This window comes from Colwellia sp. 75C3, from assembly GCF_002836255.1.
In the GTDB taxonomy this organism is placed as follows: domain Bacteria; phylum Pseudomonadota; class Gammaproteobacteria; order Enterobacterales; family Alteromonadaceae; genus Colwellia.
The window spans coordinates 184,323-210,078 of sequence record NZ_PJAU01000054.1 but is presented as its reverse complement, the minus strand read 5'-3'; the positions used below and the strand labels follow the sequence as shown (position 1 = coordinate 210,078).

Genomic DNA, 25,756 nt, shown 5'->3' with positions numbered 1-25,756 from the left:
GAAGCGCTTCCAGTTTGAGTTAAAAAAAATACAACTTGCTTTGGAAGCGCTTTCACAAATTAAAACAGTTTCATTACTAGGTCAATACAAATTTGTTAAATAGTGTAAAAAACATTTAGAGTTTTTACTCATTTTTATCGGTGTTTTAATTGGCAGGTCATTGAATTTTAGTTGTTTACTTAATGTGCAGGTGTCGGTTGATATTTATACCTATCGAACTTTTTTGTGACTGTAATAACAGAGAAGATAAGTCTTACTCAATTGTAGTGCCTAAAATTGAATAGGCTCAAAAAAGTGAAATTACATTTTGAACAGTAGGGGATATTCAGGTGGACTTTAACTTTGTAGAATTATCAGTAACGGCTATAAGACTAATCATCAATAAAGAAAAATAGTGATTAGTCTTATGCAAGCCTGGTTATTTTTGTGGGATTACAATGCTCGTTGTTGTAATGTTTTATGGATCTGATCTACTTTTTTATCATCTAAGGTGTACCAACGCATTACCCAGGCAACTAAGATTGAACCTAAGGCTGGAAATATGGTAAATGACAGTAGAATACCCTGCTGGGTGAGTTCTGTTTGTTCTACATCCGCTTGATAACCATAATACGCTAATGACCAACCAGCTAATGCTCCGCCAATGGCTACACCGAGTTTGATAAAAAATACCACCGCGGAATAAATCATGCCCGTGATACGGATGCCCGTTTTCCAGTGTCCATAATCGATGGTATCAGCCATTTTTGCCCACAGTAGTGGTGTTGCCATTTGTAAGAAAAAATTCCAGAGGAAGAATAAGCTAAAAGCCATAGTGATTTGGTCTTTACCAACAAAGTAGCTAATAATACAAATGAATGCGGCGATAGATTGTAGGGCAATATAAGCTTTTATTTTACACACTCTTTTCGCTAATATTTGTGATAAACCCGCGCCAAGAATACTGCCGATCATACCTAAAGTCATAAATAAGGTAATTAGCTCAGCTTGGCCAAGATAATATTTCACATAATAAACAGCAAGGGTTCCTCTTAAAACTTGACCACTTAAAAGAAATAAACCAGCAATACAAAGTATTCGCCATTGGTCGTTTTGCCAAAGGTGAGCAAAATTTTCTTTAAATGTTGAACTTTGATCTTTTGGGGGGCTAACTCTTTCTTTAGTGCCAGCAAAACAAAGTAGAAAAAGTATTACGCCTAATGTACTCATTGCGATCATCGTATACTGATAACCTAGCGCTTTGTCACCTTCACCAAACCATTCAACTAACGGCATGGTGCCGGCGGCAACAATCAAGCCGCCTAGCATACCAAATACAAAACGATAAGATTGCACACTGACGCGTTCTTTTGGATCTGCGGTTAGCACGCCACCCAGCGCAGAGTAAGGAATATTGATTGCGGTATAAACAATCATTAATAAACTGTAGGTAGCAAAGGCGTAGATGATTTTACCATTGTCAGATAAATCAAAGGTTGAAAAAGCTAAAACACTAATGAGGCCAAAAGGAACGGCTAACCAGAGTAAATAGGGTCTAAATTGCCCCCACTTGGTGTTGGTACGATCAGCCATCGCCCCCATTAGAGGATCGGTTATTGCGTCAAATATTCGTACAACCAGAAAAAGAGTACCCACTAACGCCGGGGATAGACCAACGACATCAGTATAATAGATAAGCAGAAACATCATCACCGTTTGGAAGATGATATTACTAGCCGTATCGCCTAAGCCGTAGGCAATTTTTTCTTTTATTTTAAGCATGTTAATCTCGTCTGTTAGGCTGTTTTTTTATTTTCTTTAATGTAATTTAAATTATTTTCGTTGATTTAGAAAGTCCCGATAAGCATAACCACTAGCCTTAATGGTTCGCTTTTGAGTTTGATAATCAACATAAACAATGCCAAATCTTTTCATGTAACCTAGTGCCCATTCAAAATTGTCCATTAAGCTCCAAGCGAAGTAACCTCTAATATCAACCCCCGCTTTAATCGCCTTATCAACAGCATTTAAATGACTGTTATAGTAATTAATTCTGTGTTGATCATCGACGATATCATTTTTTATTGTGTCTGGCATCGCCGCGCCATTTTCGGTGATATAAACCGGTGGTAATGTGTAGGCTTTATTTAAAGAGACTAATAAGTCAGTAAAACCTTGCGGATATATTTCCCAGCCCATATCGGTTAATGGCACATTTTTAGGTTCTACTGCGCTAAATATCTCTTTGTCATCGGCTTGATAAACTGCTCTTGTATAATAATTTATACCTAAGTAATCAATTGGTTGAGATATTATCTCTAGGTCATCTTGATGAACTTCTGGATGATGTGATTCAGGGAGTTGTGATAATATTTCAGGGTATTGCCCATCGATAATAGGTTTTATATACCATTGATTAAAATAGTCATCTGCATATTTTGCAGCATTGATATCGGCTACACTTTCAGAAAGCGGGTAACAAGGGGTAAAATTAAGCACTATGCCGCTTAAGGTGTTTGGACTTAGTTTTTTTAATACTTGCATCGCTAAACCATGGGCAAGTAATAAGTGATGAGCCGCTTTTTTACCAAACTCTTTACCTTTAATGCCTGGCGCATGAATGCCTATTTCATAACCTAGATAGGCACTACAAAAAGGTTCGTTGAGTGTTGCGTAAGAATGCACACGGTCACCGAATGCTTTCACCACTATTTCGGTATATTCTTGAAACTTATAAGCCGTTTCTCTATTCAACCAACCACCTTTATCCTCAAGATGTTGAGGAAGGTCCCAATGATAAAGGGTAACAAATGCTTTTATGTTAGCGGCCTTTAACTCATCTAATAAATTAATATAAAACGCAATGCCTTCATTATTAGGGCTACCGTCTTGATTAATTACTCTACCCCACGAGATAGAAAGACGATAAGCATCAACATTTAAAGATTTGATCATTGCAACATCATTTTTCCATAGGTGGTAATGATCGCAGGCAATATCCCCGTTTGAATTATCGGCGATATTTCCTTCATCCGCACAAAACGAATCCCAAATGCAGGGTAAGCGCTGCGCTATTCCACCTTCAATTTGAAAGGAAGCGGTAGCGACTCCGAAGAGAAACTCTTTTGATGTTAATTTAGAATCATTAGGTAAAGATATTTTCATGGTTATATAACACTTATTTGCTGTAGTTTTAGTTATTGTTGGTAGCGCTTCCAATTATATTGTTTTTAATGCTGGAAGCGCTTTCAATTTAGCGTGGATAGTTTTGAAGGTCAATAAATTTTATTGCTACTTATTGTCTTATTTGTATATCAGTAGTGGTGGGGTTTGAAGTAATTCAGTTTTTCAATAGCGTATGAGAACATTACTTGTCGTCATATTAACAAGGTGATTTGTTAACCTTTAGGCAATACTTTGTTGTGATATAAGTCGATGCAAGCCCTTATTTAATATGCTTTGTAAGTTAAATAAAGCTCAATGGTAAGGTTAAATTAAAAATAAGTTATTTAGCCTCATACTTGATGGTCAAAAGTGTGAGGCTAAACAGTAAGTGTATCTGTTTCTTTTAAAAAAATAATAGACTTAATTATGCTGTTTTCAATGAAAATGAAAAATTACTACCTTGTCCTAATTCGCTGCTAACCATTAACTCTGAGTTTAATATCAGGCTTAGCTTTTGGCTAATTGCTAAACCTAAACCCGTATGATGAGTACTATCCTCAATAGCATTACTTGCACGATATCTCGCGTCAAATATATAAGCAATATCCGCTTTACTAATGCCACTTCCATTATCGATAACCGCAATTTTTATTTTATTGTTTTGTTTATTGTCGCCTTGACTGACGTTAATAATTATTTCACCGCCTTCGTTCGTATGACGAATCGCATTTTCAAGTAAATTGGTCATGATGCGCTCAAGCTTGGCAATATCTGAATAAACCATAAAACGGCATTGCGCGGGTTTTAAGGCTAATGAAATTTTCTTCTCATCCGCTTTGAGTACAAACTTTGCCATGATGTCATGTAATAACTCTCCTATGGCAAATGTTTCTAAGTTGACGGTTACCTGGCCATTCTCTAAGTGGGCTAATTCAAATATTTGGTCAATTAGGCGTTTCAATTGAGCGATACTACGTTGTACGGTTACTAAGTATTGTGCACGCTCAATATCTGTAATTGAGTCAGCCTTGATAACCAGTGTTTCAACATAACCTTGCATTGTCGCTAACGGTGTACGTAAATCGTGAGATAAGTGCGCTAATAACTCTCGACGTATTCGATCGTTTTCAGTCAATAAAGAGAATTGTTGATTAATTTGTACCACCATGTCGTTAAACGTAGCACCGAGGAAGTGTACTTCATTATTATCAATACTGTGGTCTGATACTGATCCCCATTGTTTTAGCTGTATTTTTGTTTGATCGTATTGCACCGCTTTAAGTGCCTGCATTTGTCTTGCTAGCTCTCTTACTGGATGGGTGAAGTAGTGGAATACCGCTAATAAAACTAGTAGAAGTAATAACAAGCTGGCGATAACAAAGGCACCGTATTTCTGTAAATCTTTATCCCCTTGTACTTGGCTAAAAATAGAATCATAAATTTCTCCGCCAATAATAATATATAAATAGCCTTGCAGCAGATCACCTTGATATACGGGGGAAGCTGAAAATATTTTTTTATTACTAAATCCTCGAGGATCATCACCAAAAACAGGCACTTGTTGTGGGTTAGCAATTAACTGCTTGAGTGGTGCTAATGAGACAGCTTTACGTTTGATTTTAGCTGGGTCTGCGGAGTAAGTTAAAATATTACCTTCAGCATCTAAAAAATAAAATTCAAAAGCAGGTCCTAGTAACATCAGTGTATGAAAAAGATTTTCTAAGGCGGGTTTATCATAAACACCATCTTGTAATAACGGGTTATCATGGGCTAAATGTTCAGCTAGATTTACATGTAATTTTTGCTCTGCTTGGTACTTTGACTGTTCTACTAAAGAGTTACTCCAAGCAACGAGTAATGAAGCCATTATTATGAAAGCAGCGCAAAGAGTTAGTGCTAAACGTTGGTAAAGTGATATTTTCATCGAGGAAGTCCTTATGCTATTTTTGGGAGTAAATTATGATGACGCTAGGGGCATTACACCGGCAGAATTAAGTTTATAACCAACGCCCCAAACGGTTTGGATTATCTTTGGCTCAGCACAATCTTCCTCAAGTTTACTTCTAAGGCGATTAATATGAGAATTAACAGTATGTTCATAACCATTGTGATGATAACCCCAAACACCATCAAGTAATTGAGCGCGCGAAAATACCTGATCAGGGTGTTTACAGAAAAAATCAATCAGATCAAACTCTGTCGCCGTTAAGTTAATTGCTTTATTTTTGTAGGTCACTTGATGATATCTATGATCAACCTGCAATTCTCCTATTGATGTACCTGTTTCTTCTAACAGTTCGGATTTTTCAGGTACTTTCTCTTCATCGATTAAGCTATTTATCTCACTGGAGTTTTTAGCGATGACCGCATGAACCCTCCGTAATTGACTTCTTACACGGGCTTGTAATTCTCGAATACTAAATGGCTTAGTCATATAGTCATCAGCACCTAACTCAAGCCCCAATATTCGGTCTATTTCTGACGTTTTTGAAGTCAGCATAATAATGGATTGTAAGGGTTTTTCTTGTCTAACTTGTCGACAAATATCTAAGCCGCTAATACCTGGCAGCATCACATCAAGCAAAATAAGTTGATAGTCTTTTGTCAAAGCTTGTTGTAAAGCTTCATCACCTTGAGTGCAAATATCGCAGTGTAAATCCAGTTCGGATAAATGCACTTTAATAAGTTTAGCAATATCAATTTCGTCTTCAATAATTAGGATGTTATCTTTCATATTTTGGCCAATGAGTGAACTAAAGCGCTCATTGGCCTAGTGCACTACTTCGTTCGAGTAATAGTTAATTTAACTGCAGGGTTATCAAAGCGATGAGCCTGAGTTAATACTGAGCTGGATAAACCATCATCTTTACTAACAACACCGGAATGATAACCGACTAGGTCTATGTCATTTCGTGTTGCATCATAACCAACCCCACCATCAGCAGGGCCCGGAATAGTACCGACCGCTTCGTTATTTAGCTCGGTACCGGCATCATAGACGTTTAATCGCCATGATTTTTCTTGGTTAAGCATTAATGTTGATATATCTACACCAGTAAGACCCGAGAAAGCGTCATTTGTATTCACTAACATGGTCGCAACCGTTAAATAAGTTGCCATAGGCTCGGTGGTGGTGATGTCTAAAGTGACGCTAGCACCCGGCGGGACTGCTCCTTCGCTCGATGTTGTCGCCATATTACTTGTCAGTGCAATGAAGTCAGCATTGTCGCCACCTTCAGCTAGCTTTTCTAAAGCAACAGAGGCTGACTGGCCCACTTGCCACATTTTAGTATCGCCGTGCAACGCTACAGCAACAGGTGATAAAGGCTGCGCATAGGTTAGATTAGTCAAGGTTATTGAATAGCTATATTCCATAACAGGCGTAACCGGAACAACAACTACTTCTTCAACAACGTTATCGTTATCATTACAAGCGGCTAGCCCTAATGTGAGTACACTAGCAATAAGTAGTTGCAGCGTTAATTTGTTGCTACTCTTTTTTTGAGTGATAAAAGTTAACATGTTGCCTCCTTATTGCACGGTAATAGTAAGTTTAGCAACCGGGTTTAACCAACGTTGCACGCTATTGTTAATATCACTTGTACCTGCAGACATATCACTATCACCTAAGCTGCCACGGTGAATATGTACTTTGTCATTAGATTCCATATCGGTAACACCTGTGCCATTCATACCGATAACAGCATCTAATGGTGGCGGCACTGGCATACCGGCTTCTCCAGGTGCGCCACTGCCACGAATTTCATCATTGGCTTCAGTACCGGCATCATAGGCATTTAAAAATACGGTATAAGTGCCGGCTGCTTCAGGTATTACCCAGCTATCTAAACCGACAAAACCATCATTAGAAGGTAATACCATAGCGGCAAGTGATAAATGCGTATTGGCGCTGTCATTTGTTAAGGTAAAGCTTGCTGACATAGCGGGTGCTAATAAACCTGCAGCAGGATTTTCATTAATATTAGCGTCGGCATTGTTTAACATACTTACTAAGCCTGAAATATCACCACCTTCGGCCATGGCTTGTAGTTCAGTACTGGCCATTTCACTCGCCATAAAAATGTGATTGTCGCTAGCATGCGCTGCCGTAATTACGGGAGTAAAATGCAAGCCTTGCGTTAAGTTTGTGACAGTAATGGATAATTCTTGTGCCATAGTCGTTGAACTTGCAAGAGATAGTGCTAGTACAGTTAATGCCGACTTGATTGGCGATTGCTTGATTACTTTCATGATACTTTCCTTTGTAGGTAGATTTATTTTATGTTGTTTTGTTTAACTAAAAGAGAGTATGAAGTGGAATTATCGCTGTGAGATCACGCTTTTATCACTTTTTATAGGAAGTTTAATCACAGAAGTATCACAGCGGGAAAAGCTATAAGAACAATCAGAAATAGTGGCAAGAAGGAGGTGAAATAAAGAGGGCAGGGATTGTTTGTTTTGTTGGAAGATTATTGCGCTTTCCTGTGAGTGATAAAACTTACAAGAAAGCTGACAATATTTTTGAGTTAGCTTACTGGGCTAATTCCACTAACTCAGATTCAGCTTCAGAAACTAAGCTAAATAATTGAATTTGGCTGATAGCGCGATCTAAATTATGGTTTATACGGCTTACTTGGAAATAGTTATCGCCATTTAAATGATCCGTTAAAAAACGCGTACCGATAATAAACGGTAATAATTTTGCGCCCACAATTAAGCTGTCTTTTTCAAGGGTTGTCATTTTATCGCCAAACGCATTCTGATAGTTTTGAATAAGTGCTTCAAATATATCAAGCTTGAGAAACATTTTATCTGTGCTGGTATCGTCTTCTGCAAGGTTACTACAACAGGTTCTTACCATGTCACCAAAGTCATGCATGAGTAAGCCTGGCATACAGGTATCAAGATCGATGACGGCACACGGCTTATCACCGGAGGTAAATAAGAGGTTATTTATCTTAGTATCGTTGTGAGTTACATGTAGCGGTAACTTCTTACTGATGTCGACCACATGATTAATAAAGTTTTGTTGGTCAAAGCAAAAATTGACTAAGGCTTGACAGTCAGCTAAGCGATCTTGTAAGTCATTTTCAACAGCTTCTTTAAGCTGACGCATACGAAAGCTAATGTCATGAAAATCTTCGATAATGACAGCGATGTCATTCGCAGGGAAGTCACTCAACGCACAACTGAAGTTTGCGAAGGCTGTGGCAACAAGCGCAGCTTGCTCTGGGGACTCAACTTCTTCAAGGGTATAAGAGTTGCTAATGAATTCCATTAAACGCCAGTAATTAGTACCGATTTTAATGCAGGTTGCACCGGCTTTGGTCAATACTTGTTGTGGGACCGATAACGGGTAGTTGCCATTATTTTTTTGATTTAACAGATGCAGATTTATTTTTTGTGCGTTGCTGCTTAACTCGACAGTTTTAGTGAAAATATCGTGATTAATTTGTTGTAAGACAAATTCAAACTCAGGAGTGGTTAACTTATAGGTATTATTAATATGACCATTACCTAGAATGACAATCTCAACTTTTGAGAAATCATAGTCATAGTTATTTAAAACCGTATCTATATCCGTATGTAGTGATTTTGCTTTGTTATGCATTGCTTTTAATACTTATATTGTAGTTACTTTATTGTTAGCAATGTGATTATTCTAGTAAGTACTTACCAGCTGGCTTATGCTAATACCTTAATCTGTAACAAATGTGTGTGTGGCAAATTAACGCAAGATAGTACTATTTTTTAGCAAATAGTGCAGTAACTTTTTCATGCACTTGCTCGCTGTCTTGTGGGTAGGTTAAGCCAAACCAACTATCATCAGTGCTGAGTACTTTGACTTTTTTGTTTTTATTTTGGATCTGCTGCATGACCACTGCAGGTAAATAACATTCTTTATTTAGCTCACTTTCTTGTTCATTTGCCAGCGAAAGTATATTTATAACGGCATGCTCTAATGCTAGGAATATGTCGGGAGTGAAAAACCAGCAGTTCATCGAGATTAAGCATTCAGCAGCTAGTTCTATTTGTTGTTGGCTCGCACTGAGGATGCCTTTTATTTTCTGTTTGTCAGTTTTTATCTGCTCGCATTCTTCTATGGCGGTTAAATAACCTTGTTTATCAAACTGACATAAACCTCGATTGACACCACCGAAATCCGACAAGGTATTTTGTAATTGATAAGCCACCATCAAATAGTCATTAGGTGTTTTTCGGGCTTGTTGCAATAATAAACTAAATGCTTGTTTGCCATAATAATCATCCGCGTTAATCACGGAAAAACTCTCTTTGAGTATATGGCGACAGCACCACAGCGCATGCGCTGTACCGAGTGGTTTTGTCCGCTGCGCAGGCACATTACAATTTAATGGTAAGTCGTCAAATGACTGATAAGCAAAGGCATAATCAATATTGTCAGGTAATCTAGTGATAATTTGCTGTTTTAAAAGCGGCTCCAACTCTGGGCGAATGACAAATACCACACGATTAAAACCTGCATCAACAGCATTAATTAAATTATATTCCATTAAGGTGAGTTGCTGCGGACCAAACTCAGCTAATTGCTTATTTCCGCCAAAGCGGGAGCCTAGTCCCGCTGCTAATATAACAAGAGTCGTCATTTAAGTAACAATCCCAAGTGGCTTGGCTTGCTGCCAGATCCCGCGAGTAAAATCAGGAATATCTTTCGAGTTACTGCGATCAGCTACGGATTCTGCACTTAAAGGAGTGATAACAGACCATGCCGCAGCATCATAGACATCTTGATCTAATGGTTGGCCGTTACGTAAACAATAAACCATACGCCAAAGCATTAAGAAATCCATACCACCATGACCACCATTACGTTCTGCTTCAGCACCCATTTGTAACCACAATGGATGGTCATAATTTTCTTGCCACTTGGCCATATCATGATCCCAGCGGTGGAAACTTGTGTGGCTAGGTTTACGACCTTGTTCACCATTCTTTTGCCATTGTTTTACCGCTAATTCATATTGCTGCTGATATTGTTTTTTAATATTCGTTGGTGCGTTTTCTAGTGCTATTCTATTGGGGAAACCAGCAAAAGTGCCGTTAGTACCCTGGATGTAATTATGTCGAGAATAAGGTCGTGGGCTAGTGGTATCATGTTGCACCATTATTGTTCGACCTTGTACCGTTTTAATGATGCTGGTATTCATATCGCCGGCAATATAATCAAGCTGGTTTCGCTGATGATCAGCTGGAAACTCTTTAGCAGCATATGCTTGTCGTCCCAATGCCGGCGAGCTAGTTGAGGTTAAATAGTCGAAACGATCGCCTCGGTTAATATTCATATATTGAGCAACCGGTCCTAAACCATGGGTTGGGTATAAGTTGCCATTTGTTTTAGCATGCCAAGCGGTGCGCCAAGAACCAGTTTTTTCGGTAATTTCTTTCATTTGCCAGCGTAGCTCATGAATATATGCCGCTTCACCGTGAAGTAAGTCACCGAATAAACCTTGGCGTACCATATTTAATACCATGAGTTCATCACGACCGTAGCAGACATTCTCCATCATCATACAGTTTTTTTGTGTACGTTCAGCAGTATCAACCAATTGCCAACATTCTTCCCTTGTGGTCGCAGCGGGCACTTCAACAAAGGCATGTTTACCACTTTCCATTGTCTCAACACACATAGGGGTGTGCCAGCGCCATGGTGTAGAGATGATGACGATATCGATATCGTTTCTCTCAAGCATCTTTTTATAGGCTAATTCTGAACCAGTATACTGATCGGGTTTAGCAAAACCTTTATTGACTACCGTGGCTATCGATTCATTTAATACGCGTTCATTAGTATCGCAAATTGCTTTTATTTCAACACCATCAATATGACAATAATGTTTAACATGGCCAGACCCACGCTCACCAACACCAATAAAACCTATGCGTACTACATCCATTTTAGGTACTACTAAGCCCATAACAGACTTACCTTGGGCAGTAGGTGAGTTTAGCGTTGGCGTGCTTGATGAAGCGCAACCTGTTGTAACACTAGTGGCAACACCTGCGGCGGTTATGGCTGCAACAGATTTTAAAAATTGGCGACGGTCATGACTCATAAACTTATCCTATATTGTGTTTGGCTAAATAGTAGATTATTAAAGAGTAGAGTTTATATTATTTGTTGACTGACTTAGCAAGACGTTAGCAATGATGGGAGCGTGGGAATAGTAGTAAACTGGCTAGATATATTGACAACAATTAATGTTGTGGATGGTTTGCTTGCTCATCTATTGTGAGACTAAAGGAAATTCGATTAAAAATTGCGTGCCTTTATTTACCTCACTTATGCAGGATATTGTCCCCGACAAACTTTGACTGACTAAGTTGTACACTATGTACATGCCTAAACCGCTACCTCCAGCGCCTCGCTTTGTGGTAAAGAAAGGTTCGAAGATCATTTTGCTCGTTGATTTTTCCATACCTTGCCCATCATCATTATAAGTGAGTACTACAGTTTTATTTACTTGTTTCACAGTAATGGTTATGTTGCCTTGTTCACCATTTTTATAGCCATGAGTGATTGAATTCATAATCAGGTTAGTGACAATTTGTGATATATCACCGGGAATAGTATGCAGTTCAATTAGGTTATCACCTAGTACGTTTACCTTATGCGCAGCCACTTTTAGAGCGGGAGACAAGCTATTCACTACTTGGTTTATATAATCAATTAAATTAATATCACGTTTTCTTTCACTTGTTTGGTCTACGGCTACAAGTTTAAAGTTAGTAATTTGTTCTGCTGCTCGGTGTAAGTTGGTTAAAATAATCTCGGTAGATTGTGGTGCGCACTCAATAAAATCAGTCAACTCTTTACGACGAATATCACCACTTTCAAAGCTTTTTTTGAGATGTAAAATTTTTTTATGAAGAAATGATGCACCGGTAATACCAACGCCTATGGGGGTATTAAGTTCGTGAGCAACACCGGCAACCAGACGACCTAATGAAGCCATCTTTTCTGACTCGACTAATTGATTCTGAGTAGTCATCAAGCTTTCAATAGAACCTTCTAACTCTTGCGTTCGCTCTTTCACTAATTCTTCTAAATGCTGCTTGTGGACTCTTAGTTCAGCTTCTGCTTGATCGCGAACTTTACAAGCATGACTTAACTGTAGCTTTTCCTTATGTAAGGCTAAAAAGATCGATACTTTACTACGAACTACATTTTCATTAATAGGTTTAACCAAGTAGTCAACAGCGCCACTGTCATAACCTTTAAATTCAAACACTTCATCTCGGGCAAAAGCCGTAATAAATATTATCGGAATACGACAGGTTTTAGGGTGGTCAAGAATAAGCGAAGCTGTTTCAAAACCGTCCATACAAGGCATTTGCACATCCATTAATATTAAGGCAAAGTCATGCTTGTGGGCAATAGCTAAAGCTTCTTGTCCTGAGAAGGCTTTCACTATTTCAATATTAAGCGGAGCAAGAGTACGCTCGTAAACGCGTAAGTTATTAGGCTCATCATCAACAACAAGAATTTTTGGTGGTGCATTTAGATCCATATTAACCCTTTTCTTCTTGCATTAAATCGCACAAAAACGGCGCGATTTCAAGCAAGGGCAAAATGTAATCGACAGTATGTGATTCCATAGCCGCCTTAGGCATAACATCTACGTCGGCAGTGGCCGGGTTTTGTACCAATGTTAAACCATTATTGAGGTGAATCTCCCTTAATCCCATACTACCGTCACTATTTGCTCCTGTAAGTATAAGACCAATTAAGCAATTTTTGTAGCAAGCGCTAGCGCTTTCAAATAATACATCAATAGAGGGGATGGAAAAATTCACGGGTGGCTCCAGGCTTAAACTAAAAGACTCTTCCTTTTCAATAAGTAAGTGATATTTTGCAGGGGCAAAGTAAATAGTACTTTTACAAATTTTCTCCCCTGAAATAGCTTCCTTAACAGTCATTTGGCAATGTTGCTGAAAGTGGTGAATCAAAAAATCGTCTTTGCTCGAAGTCTCTTGAACGGCTTCACCGCGGTGCTGCACGATGATAACCGACAAAGGAAAGTTTTTAGGAAACCTGGGTAATATATGCTTAAGCGCTTGAAATCCACCCGCGGAAACGCCGATGACTAATGCTTTATAAGTGTTATTTAGGGCTGCTATTTTCATCAGTAACATAGCTTTAAGCGGCGTTCATCTTTAAGGCTATTCATAACTTACCTTTTGAAAAATTCTTTGCTCTTTGGCGATCGCGGTAAAGCAATTTTTTTTCTGACTAAAGTCGAGAGACTCTTTATCTCCCAGTAATAAGTAACCTCGATGTACTAAACTTTGATGAAATAACCCTAATACAGAATCTTGCAACGTACGATCAAAATAAATTAGTACATTGCGACAAATGATGAGATGCATTTGCGCAAAACATTGATCTTTAATTAAATTATGATGTGCAAAGGTCATATGCTGCTTTAATTCCTCATGCATAATGGCGTGGCTGTGTTTGGCTTGGTAATAATCAGCAAATGATGCTTTACCACCGGTAAGTAAATAATTTTTGGTGAAAAGAGGTATTTTCTCCGCTTTATAGATACCTTGTTCGGCAATGGCAAGCGAGTGATTATTAAAGTCAGTGGCATAAATTCGGCTTCGAGAAAGTAAACCTTCTTCTTTTAACATAATCGCTAATGAATAGACTTCTTCTCCTGTGGCACAACCAGCATGCCATATGTTTATCCGAGAGTAGGTTTGTAGTTGGGTGAATATTTTATCTCTTAATACCTTGAATACTAAAGGGTCACGAAACATTTCAGTAACGGTAACTGACACCTCACGAAGAAATGATTCGAAATATTCAACGTCGTGAATAATCTTTGGAATTAGTTCAGAAACGTTCCCTAGCTCAAACTTCTTTAGGCAACTACTGATTCTGCGAGTCAGTGATGCTTGTGCATAATGGCTAAAATCATAACCATAACGAAATTGGATTGCTTCAATCAGTAATTTAATTTCAAAGTCGATTATCTCCCCATGAGAGGGCAGTTGGCTAACCGTTTTTTGTTTTATAGTGCTTTCAGCCTGCATTTTCATTGAGGTTATACCTTACTCACTATTTAAAGCTATGATCTTAGCGTTGTTTGAATAGCCATATCCGTAAAATAGAAATAAGCTTTTCAAAATCGACAGGTTTAGTTAAATACTCAGACGCGCCTGCTTTAATTGCTCTGTCTCTATCTTCGGGCATCGTTTTGGCCGTTAAGGCGATAATAGGAATTTTTCTATATTGTTTCATCGCTCTAATAGCCATGGTTGCTTCGTTACCATCCATCACTGGCATCATGGTATCCATGAGAATAAGCTCAAAATCATTGTCATTCTCAAGTAGTTCAATGGCCTCTTTACCATTGTTAGCCATTTCAACATTACAACCAAGATCAATTAATTTTTTTGATAATGCATAGGTATTTCTCATATCATCATCAGCGAGTAATATTTTTCGTCCTTGTAAAACGGCATCTTCATCATGCAGTAAGCGCATTGTTTTTTTATCTTTATCGGTCATAATCTTATTAAATTTGTCATCGATACCATGTAGAAAAAGTGAAATATCATCGAGTAACCGCTCAGGTGAGCCAACCCCTTTAATAACAATCATAGAGGAGTATTTATCTAATTTTTTTTGTTCTTCATCGGTTATTTCTTTACCGGTATAAATTATGACAGGGGGTAACACTGACATATCAGCTGAATTGACTTGCTCTAATAGTTCTATTCCAGTCATATCAGGTAAACCTAAGTCTAAGATGACACAATCATACTTACCACTGCGTATTGCCTCACAGCCTTCCTCTCCAGTCGTTACTGATGTCGCTTTTAGACCGATGTTTTCCAATAATCTTTTCGTCGCCGTACTGTGGTGAACGTTATCTTCGATGATGAGTACTTGCCTTATTTTTGCTTTTGCAAGGTTTTCTATTTCGATTAATACTTGTTGTAACTGTTCACTACTGACGGGTTTTGTTTGTAGTCCAATGGCACCGCCAGCGAGTACTTCACTGCGATTTTCACTGTGAGCAGAGATAACTTCAACGGGAATATGTTGAGTTTTCAAGCTAGACTTTAACTGTTCAAGTACTTGGTGACCATCAATGTCCGGCAGCATAAGATCAAGGATAATACCACTGGGTTGATATTGTTGAGCTAAGTAAATACCTGAGCGTCCATCACCAGCCACTAAACATTTGTAACCGCTTTTTCGCGCATGATCGCGGAGTATTTTTGCAAAGTGCCTATCATCATCAATGACGAGTAAACTTTTGTCGGCAGCGGTTATCGAATTTCTGTCGTCATCAATAAATATGTTGAGTTGTTGATCGGTATTATTAATGCTATTACCCATCAAACCACTTATTTTACTGGTTAGTATGGTTTGTTTCATTTGCTCTCTAGCGATTGTACTTTTTGCTTCGATATCGTTTTCTATTGTGCTAGTTGACGTGATTTTTTGCTGGCTTACTACCGATGAAGATATCGTCGTTTCAGCCGCAGTAAATAATGGTAGGTACAGCGTAAAGCAGCTACCCTTGTGTAGCTCACTAGTTAGTTGAATTTCACCACCAAGTAAATGACTTAATTCTCGAGCAATAGTTAACCCTAATCCCGTGCCGCCATACCTTCTACTGGTAGAGCCATCTTCTTGTTGGAATGCTTCAAAAATATCCAATATTTTATCTTCACTAATACCTATGCCAGTATCGGTGACGTTAATGGCGAGGCTATTGCTAATAGAAAGATTCTCATCGCGAAAGATAGTGTCTGCTTTTGGCTGAGTAAAGAGCACTTTCACTGAGCCCATTTCAGTGAATTTTATTGCATTGGCTAATAAGTTTCTCAAAATTTGTTCTAATCGTTGGCAATCGGTTGAAATTTTAGCGGGTAAGTTGTCGGCAATATCTATCGTTAGTTCTACGTTTCTATTCTTGGCGAGCGGTTGGAATAATCGAAGTAAGCTTTCCCTTAATTGTGTCAGTAACGTATCTTCAATATGAATGTTAAGTTTACCAGCCTCTACTTTTGATAGGTCTAAAATGTCATTGATTAATGATAATAGACTTTGGCCACCCTCATAAATAATATGTGCATCTTCTACTTCCACTTCATCTAAGTTGCCACTGCCATTATCAGCTAAGCCTTTAGCTAACAGTAATAAGCTGTTCAGCGGTGTTCTAAGTTCATGACTCATATTAGCTAAAAATTCTGATTTGTATTTACTGGCAATCATCAATTCATTGGCTTTAATGGTTAAGCTTTGTTCTGATGCGGCAATTTTATCTTTTTGAGCTTGTAGGTCTTTTTGTCTTTGCCCAAGCTCTTCATTTGAGACTTTAAGCTCTTCACTTTGTTGTGATAACTCTTCTTCAGAGGCCTTTAATTGCTGGGTTTGTTCAATCAAATCTTCGTTGGAACTTTTGAGTTCTTCTTGTTGCTCTTGCATTTCTTCTGCTTGTTTTTTTGAGACATCAAGCAGAGTTTCAATGCGCTGACGCGCTAAAACATTATTAATCAAAACGCCTAGATTCACGCTGACTTGATGAAGTAAATCTTGTTGGTTTTTAGTGAATGGATGAAATGAGGCAAGTTCAATTACGCCAAGGCAGTTATGATCAAAAATAATAGGAATGGCAATAACGTTTAGTGGTGTATGTTGCCCTAATCCTGATGATATTTGAACATAGTCACTGGGGACCTCGGTAAGCATAATAACTTGCTTTTCTAACGCACATTGACCGACTAGACCTTCGCCTAGATGAATCTCGGTAGTCATATTTTTTCTTTGAGAAAAGGCATAACTACCCAATAGCTTGAGGGTCATGCTCTTACTGTTTTCTTCGCTATTATGGGCGATATAAAAAACCCCATGGCCGGCGCTAATAACTTTAGCAAGTTGCTTTATTGATTTTTCCGTTAGAGCTTGTAAGTCACTGACTCCTTGGACTAAGTTACTTACTTTAGCCACTTCTGTTTTAAGCCAGCTCTGTTGTTCAATATCAGCCATTACGGCTGATTTTTCTTTACTTTCGCGCAGTAACTTTTCATTTCGCTCTTTTAATTGCGCTAACATTGCTTGCAGCGCCAAGCCAAAAGTATCCTCTTTTGAGAGTAAGTTAACTTCAACGTTCCAATTACCTTGAGCAATATCTTGCGCTAGTTTTATTCTAAGATTAAGTGTTTGAACCATGCTTTGTAAGGCGGCAAATATACCGGTTAATTGATGTTTAGATTGAAAATCAATATCGGTTTTACCCTTAGCCACTTGTTGGGTAATAGCCATTATTTCTAATGGCTCGCCACCAATAGGCTGTTTTATCTTTTTAGCAATAAACCAAGCAAAAATAATGGAAAATAAGGTACCCAAAAATGAAAAAACACCAATTAGAAATAGAAATTCTTCACTTTGGTTTTGTAATTTAGGACCTAATAGGTCTTGGTCTTTTTTTACTGAAAGTTTCACATCTTCAGCGGCAGAGGAAATTATCGGGCCTATAATATCAAGTTGCTTATTAATAATTCTGTTACGTTTAAATATTAACTTTTCTAACGCAATAAAATGTTTTAGGTAAAGTTTTTTAGCCGTTAAAAACTCGCTAAACAATTCTCTCCGTAGTGGATTCTCTAACTGATCATCGAGCGTTGATACCAAGGTATCTATTTCTATGCCAATTTCTTCTTCAACACGTTTTGCTGCCGCGGGGGAGTTACTGGTTAAAAATTTATTGGCATATAATCTTGCCAGTAACACATGTTCTTGAATACGTGCGGCGTAATAGGAAGCATCAGGGTCTCTGTCGTTAAAAGCACTCTTCATTATCGCTGATAGCTTGAGACGCATTTCTAACCCTTCAGGGTCTAGCTTATCGAAAACGAGATGATCTCTTTCTTTTTTAAACTCAACAACAGTATCAAAGTTCCTAACGTAATCATTTATCGAGTCACTGATAACGGCAATTTTTTTCGTCCTTTCTACTTGTATAATTTCTTGCTCAGCCTCTTTAAGGAATTGATTCAACTTTGCTAGGCGGGATTGGTAATTAACGACACTGGTTTGACTCCCCGTTTTAAAAAACTCTTTTACATATAAACGTACAAACAGCATGTTGGCTTGCAGTCTACCGGCTAAATTGGTGTCCCTTGCTAATAACCGATATTGCTTAAAACCTTCGTTACCATCACTTAAGGCGCTAAAAGAAAGTGTTGAGGTGAGAATTAAAATGGAGACTAGCAGGCCAAAACCTAGCGCTAATAAAGTAGACAATTTTATACTATCAAACATAACTAGCCTCAATTTTACCAGCACAAATATGCGGTAAACTTTTGTAATTATAGTTAATAGTAGGGCATGACTGAAATTTTGCCACGGGCAAGCAGGTTATTGATAAATAGACTGATAAAAGAATAAAGTTTTAAGTGAAAATGATTAGTTAACTGGAAATTTTAAAGTGAAGTTAGCGCCACAAAGTTGTGTGCCATTAGATACGCTAATACTGCCTTGATGCCAATCCATCACCTTGGTACAAATCGCTAACCCTAAGCCAAAGTGGCCCTGCTCTCGGCTTCTATCTGCATCAAGCTTTACAAAGGGATTGAAAATTATATCGAGTTTGTCTTCACTAATCCCCTTACCGTCATCAGCGACAGTAATGGTCATCGAGTTGTTACTACTTTCTAGATGAATGATGACACTTCGGTCAGCATAACCAATAGCATTACTGATTAAGTTTACGATAGCGCGATAACCCCAGTGGTAATCTAGTTGATAGCTCACTGAATCATCAGGAGCAAGCATACTAACTTCAATGTTTTTTTGTTTGGCAAGTACTTGGCAGTCAGTTATTGCGGAGGTTATTAATGCCAGGACATTGGTTGGTTGTTTTTTTAAATTGAGAGCTTGTCGTTCCATTGATGCGTAATCAAGAAATAACGATGTCATCTCTTCCATACGCGTTAATTCATTATCCATACGGTTCAAATAACTATTCTTTTTTTCAATAGATTTACTATCAAGAGCGGCTTCTATGCCAAAGCGTAAACAGGCCATAGGTGTACGAATATCATGAGATAAACTGCGCGCCAGAATTTTATTATCGGCAACCAGTTTTTCTATTTTACTGGCCATGGTATTAAAGCTTTGCTCTAACATTTTTATATAAGAGAATCGACTGCTGGCGATACGTGCCTCAAGTTGTCCTGAGCCTATTTTAGCGGCAGCATTGTTGAGTAGGTACAAACGTCTTGTTAAGGGGATTAACCATAAAATCAACATGCCACAAATACTTAAATAGAGTATTAAGGTTAAAATAAAATTAAAGTTATTGTCTTCAATTGTTTGAACCGGTAGCTCGATACGCAAGAGGAAATCGGGGTGATTAGAAATGTTTTTTAATAGGTATTGATTAGCGCTTGAGGCAAGTAATAAACCGCCTTGTTGGTTTAATTCTGTAACTAAAGAACTCGGTAAAGCAATTTTCTTGCTCGACGCTAGGCTAGTGTCTATTTGATAATGCTGTTTAAATTGCTCAACTTTGTCATTTAATTGTGAATGATTAAGTACACTCAGTTCACTCGATAGGCCGTCGAGTAAATGTCGGTAAACTGTTGTTGCTGGTGTCTCAGTAACTTTATCTTCGGTTGAATACTCTACAAGTTTATCTAAGCCCCAGCCAATAAAAAATAGCGAACCTAATACGGTAAAGATGATACTAATATAGAGACCACGCATGTTTGTTACTCAGTATCTCGCGTTGATTGTTCTTGCCAAGCATCACCAACAAATAGGTAACCTTTGCCCCATATAGTTTTAAACTTTTGTGGTTTTTGTGGATCATCATTAAATACTTTACGTAAGCTAGATAACATCACGTCAAAGCGTCGATCTTGGCCATCATATTCACGTTTTTTAAGTGCTTTGAAAACTGAATCTCTATCGACAACATTACCTGCGTGTTGAGCTAAGTAAGTAAGAAAAGCAAATAAGCTTGTGGATAGCTCTACTTCTTTACCTTGATAAAGCACACGTTTTGCTTCTTGATTGATGGTGAGATCACCAAAAACAAGGTGACTGCTTAGCTTGTTTTCTGTTTTATCATTATGGCTTAACTGGCGGTTAATTCTGGCTAATAAGGCTCTTGGGCGAACAGGCTTTATTACATAATCATCAGCGCCAGCTTCTAAGCCGATTACTTCATCAAACTCATCAGCTCGAGCAGTTAGCATAATAATAGGAACTGTTTTACTGGGTTCATGTTGGCGAATAAGGCGACATACTTCTATGCCATTTAAGCCAGGAAGCATAACGTCAAGTAAGACAATATCAGTGGTGTTTTTTTTGATTACATCAAGAACGAGATCACCTCGCGCAACATGCGTAACATTGAAGCCTTGTTCGCTTAAGTATTCACATACCCAATTAGCCAGGCTAATATCATCTTCAACGAGTAAAATATTGTGCATGTTCTTTATTCCTACAATGTCATTGGGTGCCACATAGTTATTATTAATTAAAATAATCGCCACCGGCGTTTGCGTGTGGTGTTTTTATGCTGCCAACTTACTTCTACCTGAGTTTCTGCAATTATTTTATTATTACTTACAGCACGTAACTGATATTTAATGCTTTTGTTTGATTCAAATTCAACTTTTACTTGCACGTTATCATTGTCTTGCCAACAGCCTAGTTGTTTGTTTTTACCTTCTTGGTATAAACAAAAACTTTGTTTTGAAGGTGATTGCCATGTTAGTTCTACCGTCGCAAAACAGTTACGGCCTTGCCTCAAAGTTACGCACTGCTCGGGTAGTGCTGTAAACGCTATATCTACCTTATTAACAGGTTTAGTCACTGTTTTTGGCTCTTGAGCATTAACTTGCTCACACACAAATAAGCTATAAAGTAATAATAACGGTACTATGGCAATTCCTTTGCCAACATTAGAATACATACAATACTCCAAGCATAACTTGGGTTACTTGGTTCGTATCTACTAGAGGGCTTTTTTTCACATCATTTGAAAAAATGCTATGAGTCATTCCAGCCTGAAAAGACCAACTCGCCGATAAAGGATGTTGTACATAAAGTTCAACTTGCCCTCTAAACCCTCCATTTGCAGTATATGCCGGTCTAATATCAGTGACTTCATCACTACCCACTCCAATATAATGATTAACAATATCTTGGCTAAAATAGGTTAAACCTGTGCCTAAATAAATGTCCCAATTTTTATAGGGTAATAAATGGCTGTAGAAACTATCAATGATTATGCCACCAACATGGTCGCCATTAACATCATCACTGGAACTACCATAAGCAAAATCAAGGGTGAATAATGCATCTTGTAAATAGTGTGAGTAACGTACCGCAATTCCGATTGTAGCGTCACGCTCTCTGAGGCCTTCAAGTAACTCATCATCACCACCGCCATATTCAATGAGTGAATCAGAATCATAGCCTTGCATATAAGCTTTGGCTATTAGATCAAGTTGCCAATTTTCTTCAACAATTACCTGGTAACCAAGCTCAGTACCCCCGAGTAAAGCATTAGAGCGTCTTTGATTCGTCTGTAAAAAAAATCCTTTATACGAGATATCGACCAACAATCCGGGCATAAAATACTGTGATAATTCGTTCTGCTCAATGCCTGCTATTATTTGAGGGTCATAAACTAAAGATAAGTCGAGTAGAAACTGCCATTCAAATCCATCTTTAATTACGGGTTTACTGTCATCATTAACTTGGATCTCGCTGGTATCTTGTCCGTAACTTAAGCAGCTAAATATCAATAAATTCAGGGCAAGTAGCCAAGAAAATCTTTTATTGTGTATTCGTCTGATATTATTTTTTTTAAAGGGCATAGCAGAGCACAAAGAATCTTTACAAAACGTAATCATATGTTACCACGCTGTAAATGCGACTTGTGCCTAACTAGTCATTTTATTGTTTAAAAAGTGTAAGTAAACTTCAACACTATGTTTCGAGTTAACTAAAAAGACATCTTTAAACCGACATAAGGAAATACGCCAATATCCTCTTCGCCTGAAATATTGTATTCAGTTAACGTATCGTTATCACTTGGCTCATAGTAATAACCAGAGACATTTTTTTGCGCCATCGCGTTAATAATTGCCCATGTCCATTTTGCATCGTAACCCCAATACTTCGTTTTGTAATTAGCTTCTAGATCTAAGCGATGATAAACAGGTAAGGTTTTTGCGTTTAGCTCGCCATAATCAGGTAAAAAGTGGTCTTCATAGTCAGGGTTTTCACGTAAACCAACGATAGGTGTGTACTTTGCACCGCTACGAAGGGTGAAACGTAAACCAAAATCCCAGCGCTCATTTAGCTCATAGTTAACGACAACGTTTGCAACTAAAGGCGTATCCAGGTAGTAGTCGGCACTAATATTAGTTAAATCATCAGTACGTTGACTTTGTGACCAACTTAACGATGCCCAACCAAACCAGCCATTATTACGTTCATGCCTAACTAACCATTCAACCCCTTGTGCATCGCCTGAAGTATCGTTGGTGTAGTGCGCATCAAAATCTTCTTCGGCTGAGTTTTCATCAACAGAACGTGGTAACTCAGTTAATTCTTTATGGTAGATATCAAGTGAGGTGAACCAAATACCGTTTAAATCATAATCTACACCTAATGAATAATGCGTTGCTTGGGGAGATTTAATATTTGGATTACCTAATTTATTTAACGCAGTATCGACATCAGGAAAGCGGCTATAAGTACCTGCTTTTGCTTTAATGGTTAAGCCATCGGCAACAAACCAATCAAGAGCAAGCCTAGGGTGAATAAAGTCTTGTTCGGTATAATCATTGCGTTCCGCTCGAAGACCAGCGGTTAACTGCCAGTTATCACTCAATTGCCAAATATCATGAACATAAATGGCTATGTCTTCATCGGTTAGGTTGGCAACATCTTGAATACGGTCCCCTTTTTTTTCATTACAATCGGCATCATTTTCAGTGCAGTAATAAGGGATAATATCAAAGCTGTAATCAACATCGGCTTTACTGTAATCCAGTCCAAATCCTAATTTATGACCTTCAAGCCAAGTAATTTGAGATGAAAAACGCAGGTTATATATTTCTTCATCAACTTTGATAAATTGACCTTGTCCAAACATTTGATCTGTTGTGTTGACCGTATGGCCAGCAACCAGCTGCATGATTTTTTCTTCGTCGCCATAATATTGCCAAGAAAGACTTTGACTATCAAACTTGGTTGTTATTTTCAAATCACCAACACTATCTGGGTCAATTTTACCTTCTTCTGATTCTTCAGATATATTTATGCCGCCAGTATCACTCGCACCAGAGGCACTGAACGTAAGCTTATGAGCGTCACCTATTAGCCATTGGTATTTACCTTGGTAATCTTCACTTATCGGTGCTTTAAATATGGTATATCCTTCATCTTCCTCACCTTCAGGTAAAAATAAATGAATCTGACTACGACGATAGGACAGGTAGAACGCCTGGTCTTCAAACGTTTCACCTTCGACCATAAAACCACTTTTAAGCATACTTAAATCAATGGTAGTCTCAATTTCTTGCTGGCGAGGATCACGCAGTTGCACATCAAAAACGCCACCGGTAGCATTGCCGTACTCACTGCCAAAAGCTGCAGGGTGCAAACTAAAATCTTGAATAAGATTTTCATTAAAAATACTGTCGCCAAACAAATGGAAAATATAACCAACTTGTATGTCATCAATATAAAATGCATTGTCATCAGGGGAAGAACCACGTACTGCTGGTGAACCCGTATCACCGCCAGCATAAACAATACCAGGTAAACTATATACGGCACTTAACGGATCATTACCTATGCCGGCAACACTCATTAACTGCTCAGTTTGCTCGGTCATCTCACTATTAGCTTGATTACGTTTTGAAGTCACTTCTATCACCTCAATATCTTTATCTGTTGTTTTATTCGTCGCAACTATAGCTTTGTCTTTTGATTCGTTTTCCGCCATTGCAGTTAGAGGCAGTGCGGCGATAAAGAGTAAAATCGAACTTGCTATGCGCGTGATTGATGTTTTTTTCATTTTTGGCTATCCATGGCTATGTTTTCGATGGTGATGTCTATTTATATGGACTTATTTTGCCGTACACGTATGTATAAATCAGTAACCTAAGTGTCGAAAAACTGTCAGCTAGCTGTCAGAAAGTGTAAGTAATACTTTTTTATTAAATTAATCCGCTAGCTGAAGCCATTTTATTGTTCTATCGCATGATGCCGTCTTCATTGGATTGACTTGTGAAAGCTTTCCATTACTATTTTAGCTATAACGTCCCTATCCTTTTTTTAGGTAAATTTTATGTCAAATATCAACGTCAGCAAAACCAAGCAAACAGCCAAAGTAAAAAAAGTACATTTCAATTGGCAAGACCCTTTAATGCTTGAATCACTGTTATCTGAAGAAGAACGCTTACTACGCGATACTGCGCATCAGTATTGCCAAGAAAAACTCATGCCACGTATTTTATTAGCTAATAGACATGAAAAGTTTGACGTTGAAATTATGAAAGAATTTGGTGCGCTTGGTTTACTGGGCGCGACCATTGAAGAGAAATATGGCTGTGCAGGTATTAACTATGTTAGCTATGGTTTGATTGCTCGCGAAGTTGAAAGAGTGGATAGCGGTTATCGCAGCGCGATGAGTGTGCAATCGTCATTGGTCATGCATCCTATCCATGCTTATGGCAGCGAGTCACAAAAAATGAAATATTTACCTAAGTTAGCAACCGGCGAGTATATCGGCTGCTTTGGCTTAACTGAGCCTAACTCAGGGTCAGATCCTGCCAGTATGGCGACTAAAGCAATTGTGGTTGACGGCGGATATCAACTTAATGGCAGTAAAATGTGGATTACTAATTCACCCATTGCAGATGTATTTATCGTTTGGGCAAAGTTAGCAGGTGTCATCAAAGGTTTTATTCTTGAAAAAGGCATGGCAGGTTTATCCGCACCAAAAATTGAAGGTAAGTTCTCGCTGCGTGCCTCTATCACCGGTGAAATAGTCATGGAAGATGTTTTTGTGCCGGCAGAAAATATGCTACCTAAGGCAAGTGGTTTATCAGGGCCTTTTGGTTGCTTGAATAAAGCACGTTATGGCATTGCTTGGGGCGCATTAGGTGCTGCTGAATTTTGTTGGCATGGAGCACGTCAATATACTTTAGACCGAGAGCAATTTGGTAAACCCCTAGCGGCGACTCAGCTCATTCAAAAGAAACTCGCTGATATGCAAACTGAGATCACCATAGGACTGCTGGCTTGTTTACAAGCAGGGCGCTTAATGGACTGTGGTAATTTAGCCCCTGAAGCTATCTCGTTGATCAAACGTAATTCATGCGGTAAAGCGTTAGACATTGCCAGACAAGCACGAGACATGCATGGCGGTAACGGTATTAGTGATGAATTTCATATCATTCGACATGTAATGAATCTTGAAGCGGTTAATACGTATGAAGGAACACATGATGTGCATGCACTGATATTAGGGCGAGCACAAACGGGCATACAGGCATTTTTCTAGTCATCATTTACTGA

The 25,756-nt window shown here is 38.4% G+C and carries 19 protein-coding genes; 1 reads left to right on the top strand and 18 read right to left on the bottom strand.

The window, feature by feature from the left end; translation table 11 throughout:
• Positions 1-432: 432 nt before the first annotated feature.
• The 18 genes from CXF85_RS13450 to CXF85_RS13365 all read right to left on the bottom strand — a co-directional run bounded on the left by CXF85_RS13450 (position 433) and on the right by CXF85_RS13365 (position 24,251).
• Complete coding sequence (locus CXF85_RS13450) at positions 433-1,761, bottom strand: glycoside-pentoside-hexuronide (GPH):cation symporter (RefSeq protein WP_101229170.1); 1,329 nt, start codon at positions 1,759-1,761, stop codon at positions 433-435.
• 51 nt (positions 1,762-1,812) lie between these two features.
• The gene (locus CXF85_RS13445; protein WP_198555638.1) at positions 1,813-3,144 is read right to left on the bottom strand and encodes a GH1 family beta-glucosidase; all 1,332 of its coding nucleotides are present in this window, start codon (positions 3,142-3,144) and stop codon (positions 1,813-1,815) included.
• Positions 3,145-3,568: 424 nt separating this feature from the next.
• The gene (locus CXF85_RS13440) at positions 3,569-5,068 is read right to left on the bottom strand and encodes a sensor histidine kinase (RefSeq protein ID WP_101229169.1); all 1,500 of its coding nucleotides are present in this window, start codon (positions 5,066-5,068) and stop codon (positions 3,569-3,571) included.
• A 33-nt stretch (positions 5,069-5,101) separates the two neighbouring features.
• Positions 5,102-5,878 (bottom strand): response regulator transcription factor, encoded by a 777-nt coding sequence (locus CXF85_RS13435; RefSeq protein ID WP_101229168.1) that lies wholly within the window; start codon positions 5,876-5,878, stop codon positions 5,102-5,104.
• A gap of 44 nt (positions 5,879-5,922) precedes the next feature.
• Positions 5,923-6,666, bottom strand: coding sequence for a spondin domain-containing protein (locus CXF85_RS13430; RefSeq protein WP_101229167.1), 744 nt, complete (start codon positions 6,664-6,666; stop codon positions 5,923-5,925).
• Between the two features lie 9 nt (positions 6,667-6,675).
• On the bottom strand, positions 6,676-7,395 hold the full coding sequence (locus CXF85_RS13425; protein WP_198555636.1) for a spondin domain-containing protein: 720 nt from the start codon (positions 7,393-7,395) through the stop codon (positions 6,676-6,678).
• 280 nt (positions 7,396-7,675) lie between these two features.
• Entirely contained in the window at positions 7,676-8,755 is a 1,080-nt protein-coding gene (locus CXF85_RS13420; protein ID WP_101229166.1) for a phosphotransferase enzyme family protein, read from the bottom strand.
• A 133-nt stretch (positions 8,756-8,888) separates the two neighbouring features.
• Positions 8,889-9,770 carry a nucleotidyltransferase family protein gene (locus tag CXF85_RS13415; RefSeq protein ID WP_101229165.1) on the bottom strand — a complete coding sequence of 294 codons (882 nt, stop codon included), beginning with the start codon at positions 9,768-9,770 and terminating at the stop codon, positions 8,889-8,891.
• Positions 9,771-11,237, bottom strand: a complete 1,467-nt coding sequence (locus CXF85_RS13410) for a Gfo/Idh/MocA family protein (RefSeq protein WP_101229164.1) — start codon at positions 11,235-11,237, stop codon at positions 9,771-9,773. It abuts the gene before it with no gap.
• A gap of 171 nt (positions 11,238-11,408) precedes the next feature.
• Positions 11,409-12,692, bottom strand: a complete 1,284-nt coding sequence (locus CXF85_RS13405) for a hybrid sensor histidine kinase/response regulator (RefSeq protein ID WP_101229163.1) — start codon at positions 12,690-12,692, stop codon at positions 11,409-11,411.
• 1 nt (position 12,693) lies between these two features.
• Positions 12,694-13,308 (bottom strand): chemotaxis protein CheB, encoded by a 615-nt coding sequence (locus CXF85_RS13400; protein ID WP_101229162.1) that lies wholly within the window; start codon positions 13,306-13,308, stop codon positions 12,694-12,696.
• A 36-nt stretch (positions 13,309-13,344) separates the two neighbouring features.
• Entirely contained in the window at positions 13,345-14,226 is an 882-nt protein-coding gene (locus CXF85_RS13395) for a CheR family methyltransferase (RefSeq protein ID WP_232771193.1), read from the bottom strand.
• Positions 14,227-14,263: 37 nt separating this feature from the next.
• Positions 14,264-18,466, bottom strand: a complete 4,203-nt coding sequence (locus tag CXF85_RS13390) for a response regulator (RefSeq protein WP_101229161.1) — start codon at positions 18,464-18,466, stop codon at positions 14,264-14,266.
• Between the two features lie 144 nt (positions 18,467-18,610).
• The gene (locus CXF85_RS13385; protein ID WP_101229160.1) at positions 18,611-19,912 is read right to left on the bottom strand and encodes a sensor histidine kinase; all 1,302 of its coding nucleotides are present in this window, start codon (positions 19,910-19,912) and stop codon (positions 18,611-18,613) included.
• 5 nt (positions 19,913-19,917) lie between these two features.
• Positions 19,918-20,652: a response regulator transcription factor gene (locus tag CXF85_RS13380; RefSeq protein ID WP_442871873.1), complete on the bottom strand. Its 735-nt coding sequence runs from the start codon at positions 20,650-20,652 to the stop codon at positions 19,918-19,920.
• A gap of 38 nt (positions 20,653-20,690) precedes the next feature.
• The gene (locus CXF85_RS13375) at positions 20,691-21,128 is read right to left on the bottom strand and encodes a DUF3019 domain-containing protein (protein WP_101229158.1); all 438 of its coding nucleotides are present in this window, start codon (positions 21,126-21,128) and stop codon (positions 20,691-20,693) included.
• Entirely contained in the window at positions 21,118-22,074 is a 957-nt protein-coding gene (locus CXF85_RS13370; protein ID WP_101229157.1) for a MipA/OmpV family protein, read from the bottom strand. Before CXF85_RS13370 ends, CXF85_RS13375 begins: the two co-directional genes overlap by 11 nt.
• Positions 22,075-22,166: 92 nt before the next feature.
• The gene (locus tag CXF85_RS13365) at positions 22,167-24,251 is read right to left on the bottom strand and encodes a TonB-dependent receptor (RefSeq protein WP_101229156.1); all 2,085 of its coding nucleotides are present in this window, start codon (positions 24,249-24,251) and stop codon (positions 22,167-22,169) included.
• 273 nt (positions 24,252-24,524) lie between these two features.
• Here CXF85_RS13365 and CXF85_RS13360 point away from each other — a divergent pair, with 273 nt between their 5' ends.
• The gene (locus tag CXF85_RS13360) at positions 24,525-25,742 is read left to right on the top strand and encodes an acyl-CoA dehydrogenase (protein ID WP_101229155.1); all 1,218 of its coding nucleotides are present in this window, start codon (positions 24,525-24,527) and stop codon (positions 25,740-25,742) included.
• Positions 25,743-25,756 lie beyond the last annotated feature (14 nt).

Bases quoted from the DNA above. Each gene is read 5' to 3' on its own strand.
- CXF85_RS13375 (WP_101229158.1), bottom strand. From the start codon at position 21,128: ATGTATTCTAATGTTGGCAAAGGAATTGCCATAGTACCGTTATTATTA.
- CXF85_RS13415 (WP_101229165.1), bottom strand. From the start codon at position 9,770: ATGACGACTCTTGTTATATTAGCAGCGGGACTAGGCTCCCGCTTTGGC.
- CXF85_RS13425 (WP_198555636.1), bottom strand. From the start codon at position 7,395: ATGAAAGTAATCAAGCAATCGCCAATCAAGTCGGCATTAACTGTACTA.
- CXF85_RS13430 (WP_101229167.1), bottom strand. From the start codon at position 6,666: ATGTTAACTTTTATCACTCAAAAAAAGAGTAGCAACAAATTAACGCTG.
- CXF85_RS13445 (WP_198555638.1), bottom strand. From the start codon at position 3,144: ATGAAAATATCTTTACCTAATGATTCTAAATTAACATCAAAAGAGTTT.
- CXF85_RS13395 (WP_232771193.1), bottom strand. From the start codon at position 14,226: ATGAAAATGCAGGCTGAAAGCACTATAAAACAAAAAACGGTTAGCCAA.
- CXF85_RS13410 (WP_101229164.1), bottom strand. From the start codon at position 11,237: ATGAGTCATGACCGTCGCCAATTTTTAAAATCTGTTGCAGCCATAACC.
- CXF85_RS13385 (WP_101229160.1), bottom strand. From the start codon at position 19,912: ATGCGTGGTCTCTATATTAGTATCATCTTTACCGTATTAGGTTCGCTA.
- CXF85_RS13420 (WP_101229166.1), bottom strand. From the start codon at position 8,755: ATGCATAACAAAGCAAAATCACTACATACGGATATAGATACGGTTTTA.
- CXF85_RS13360 (WP_101229155.1), top strand. From the start codon at position 24,525: ATGTCAAATATCAACGTCAGCAAAACCAAGCAAACAGCCAAAGTAAAA.
- CXF85_RS13370 (WP_101229157.1), bottom strand. From the start codon at position 22,074: ATGATTACGTTTTGTAAAGATTCTTTGTGCTCTGCTATGCCCTTTAAA.
- CXF85_RS13365 (WP_101229156.1), bottom strand. From the start codon at position 24,251: ATGAAAAAAACATCAATCACGCGCATAGCAAGTTCGATTTTACTCTTT.
- CXF85_RS13405 (WP_101229163.1), bottom strand. From the start codon at position 12,692: ATGGATCTAAATGCACCACCAAAAATTCTTGTTGTTGATGATGAGCCT.
- CXF85_RS13390 (WP_101229161.1), bottom strand. From the start codon at position 18,466: ATGTTTGATAGTATAAAATTGTCTACTTTATTAGCGCTAGGTTTTGGC.
- CXF85_RS13440 (WP_101229169.1), bottom strand. From the start codon at position 5,068: ATGAAAATATCACTTTACCAACGTTTAGCACTAACTCTTTGCGCTGCT.
- CXF85_RS13450 (WP_101229170.1), bottom strand. From the start codon at position 1,761: ATGCTTAAAATAAAAGAAAAAATTGCCTACGGCTTAGGCGATACGGCT.
- CXF85_RS13435 (WP_101229168.1), bottom strand. From the start codon at position 5,878: ATGAAAGATAACATCCTAATTATTGAAGACGAAATTGATATTGCTAAA.
- CXF85_RS13400 (WP_101229162.1), bottom strand. From the start codon at position 13,308: ATGAAAATAGCAGCCCTAAATAACACTTATAAAGCATTAGTCATCGGC.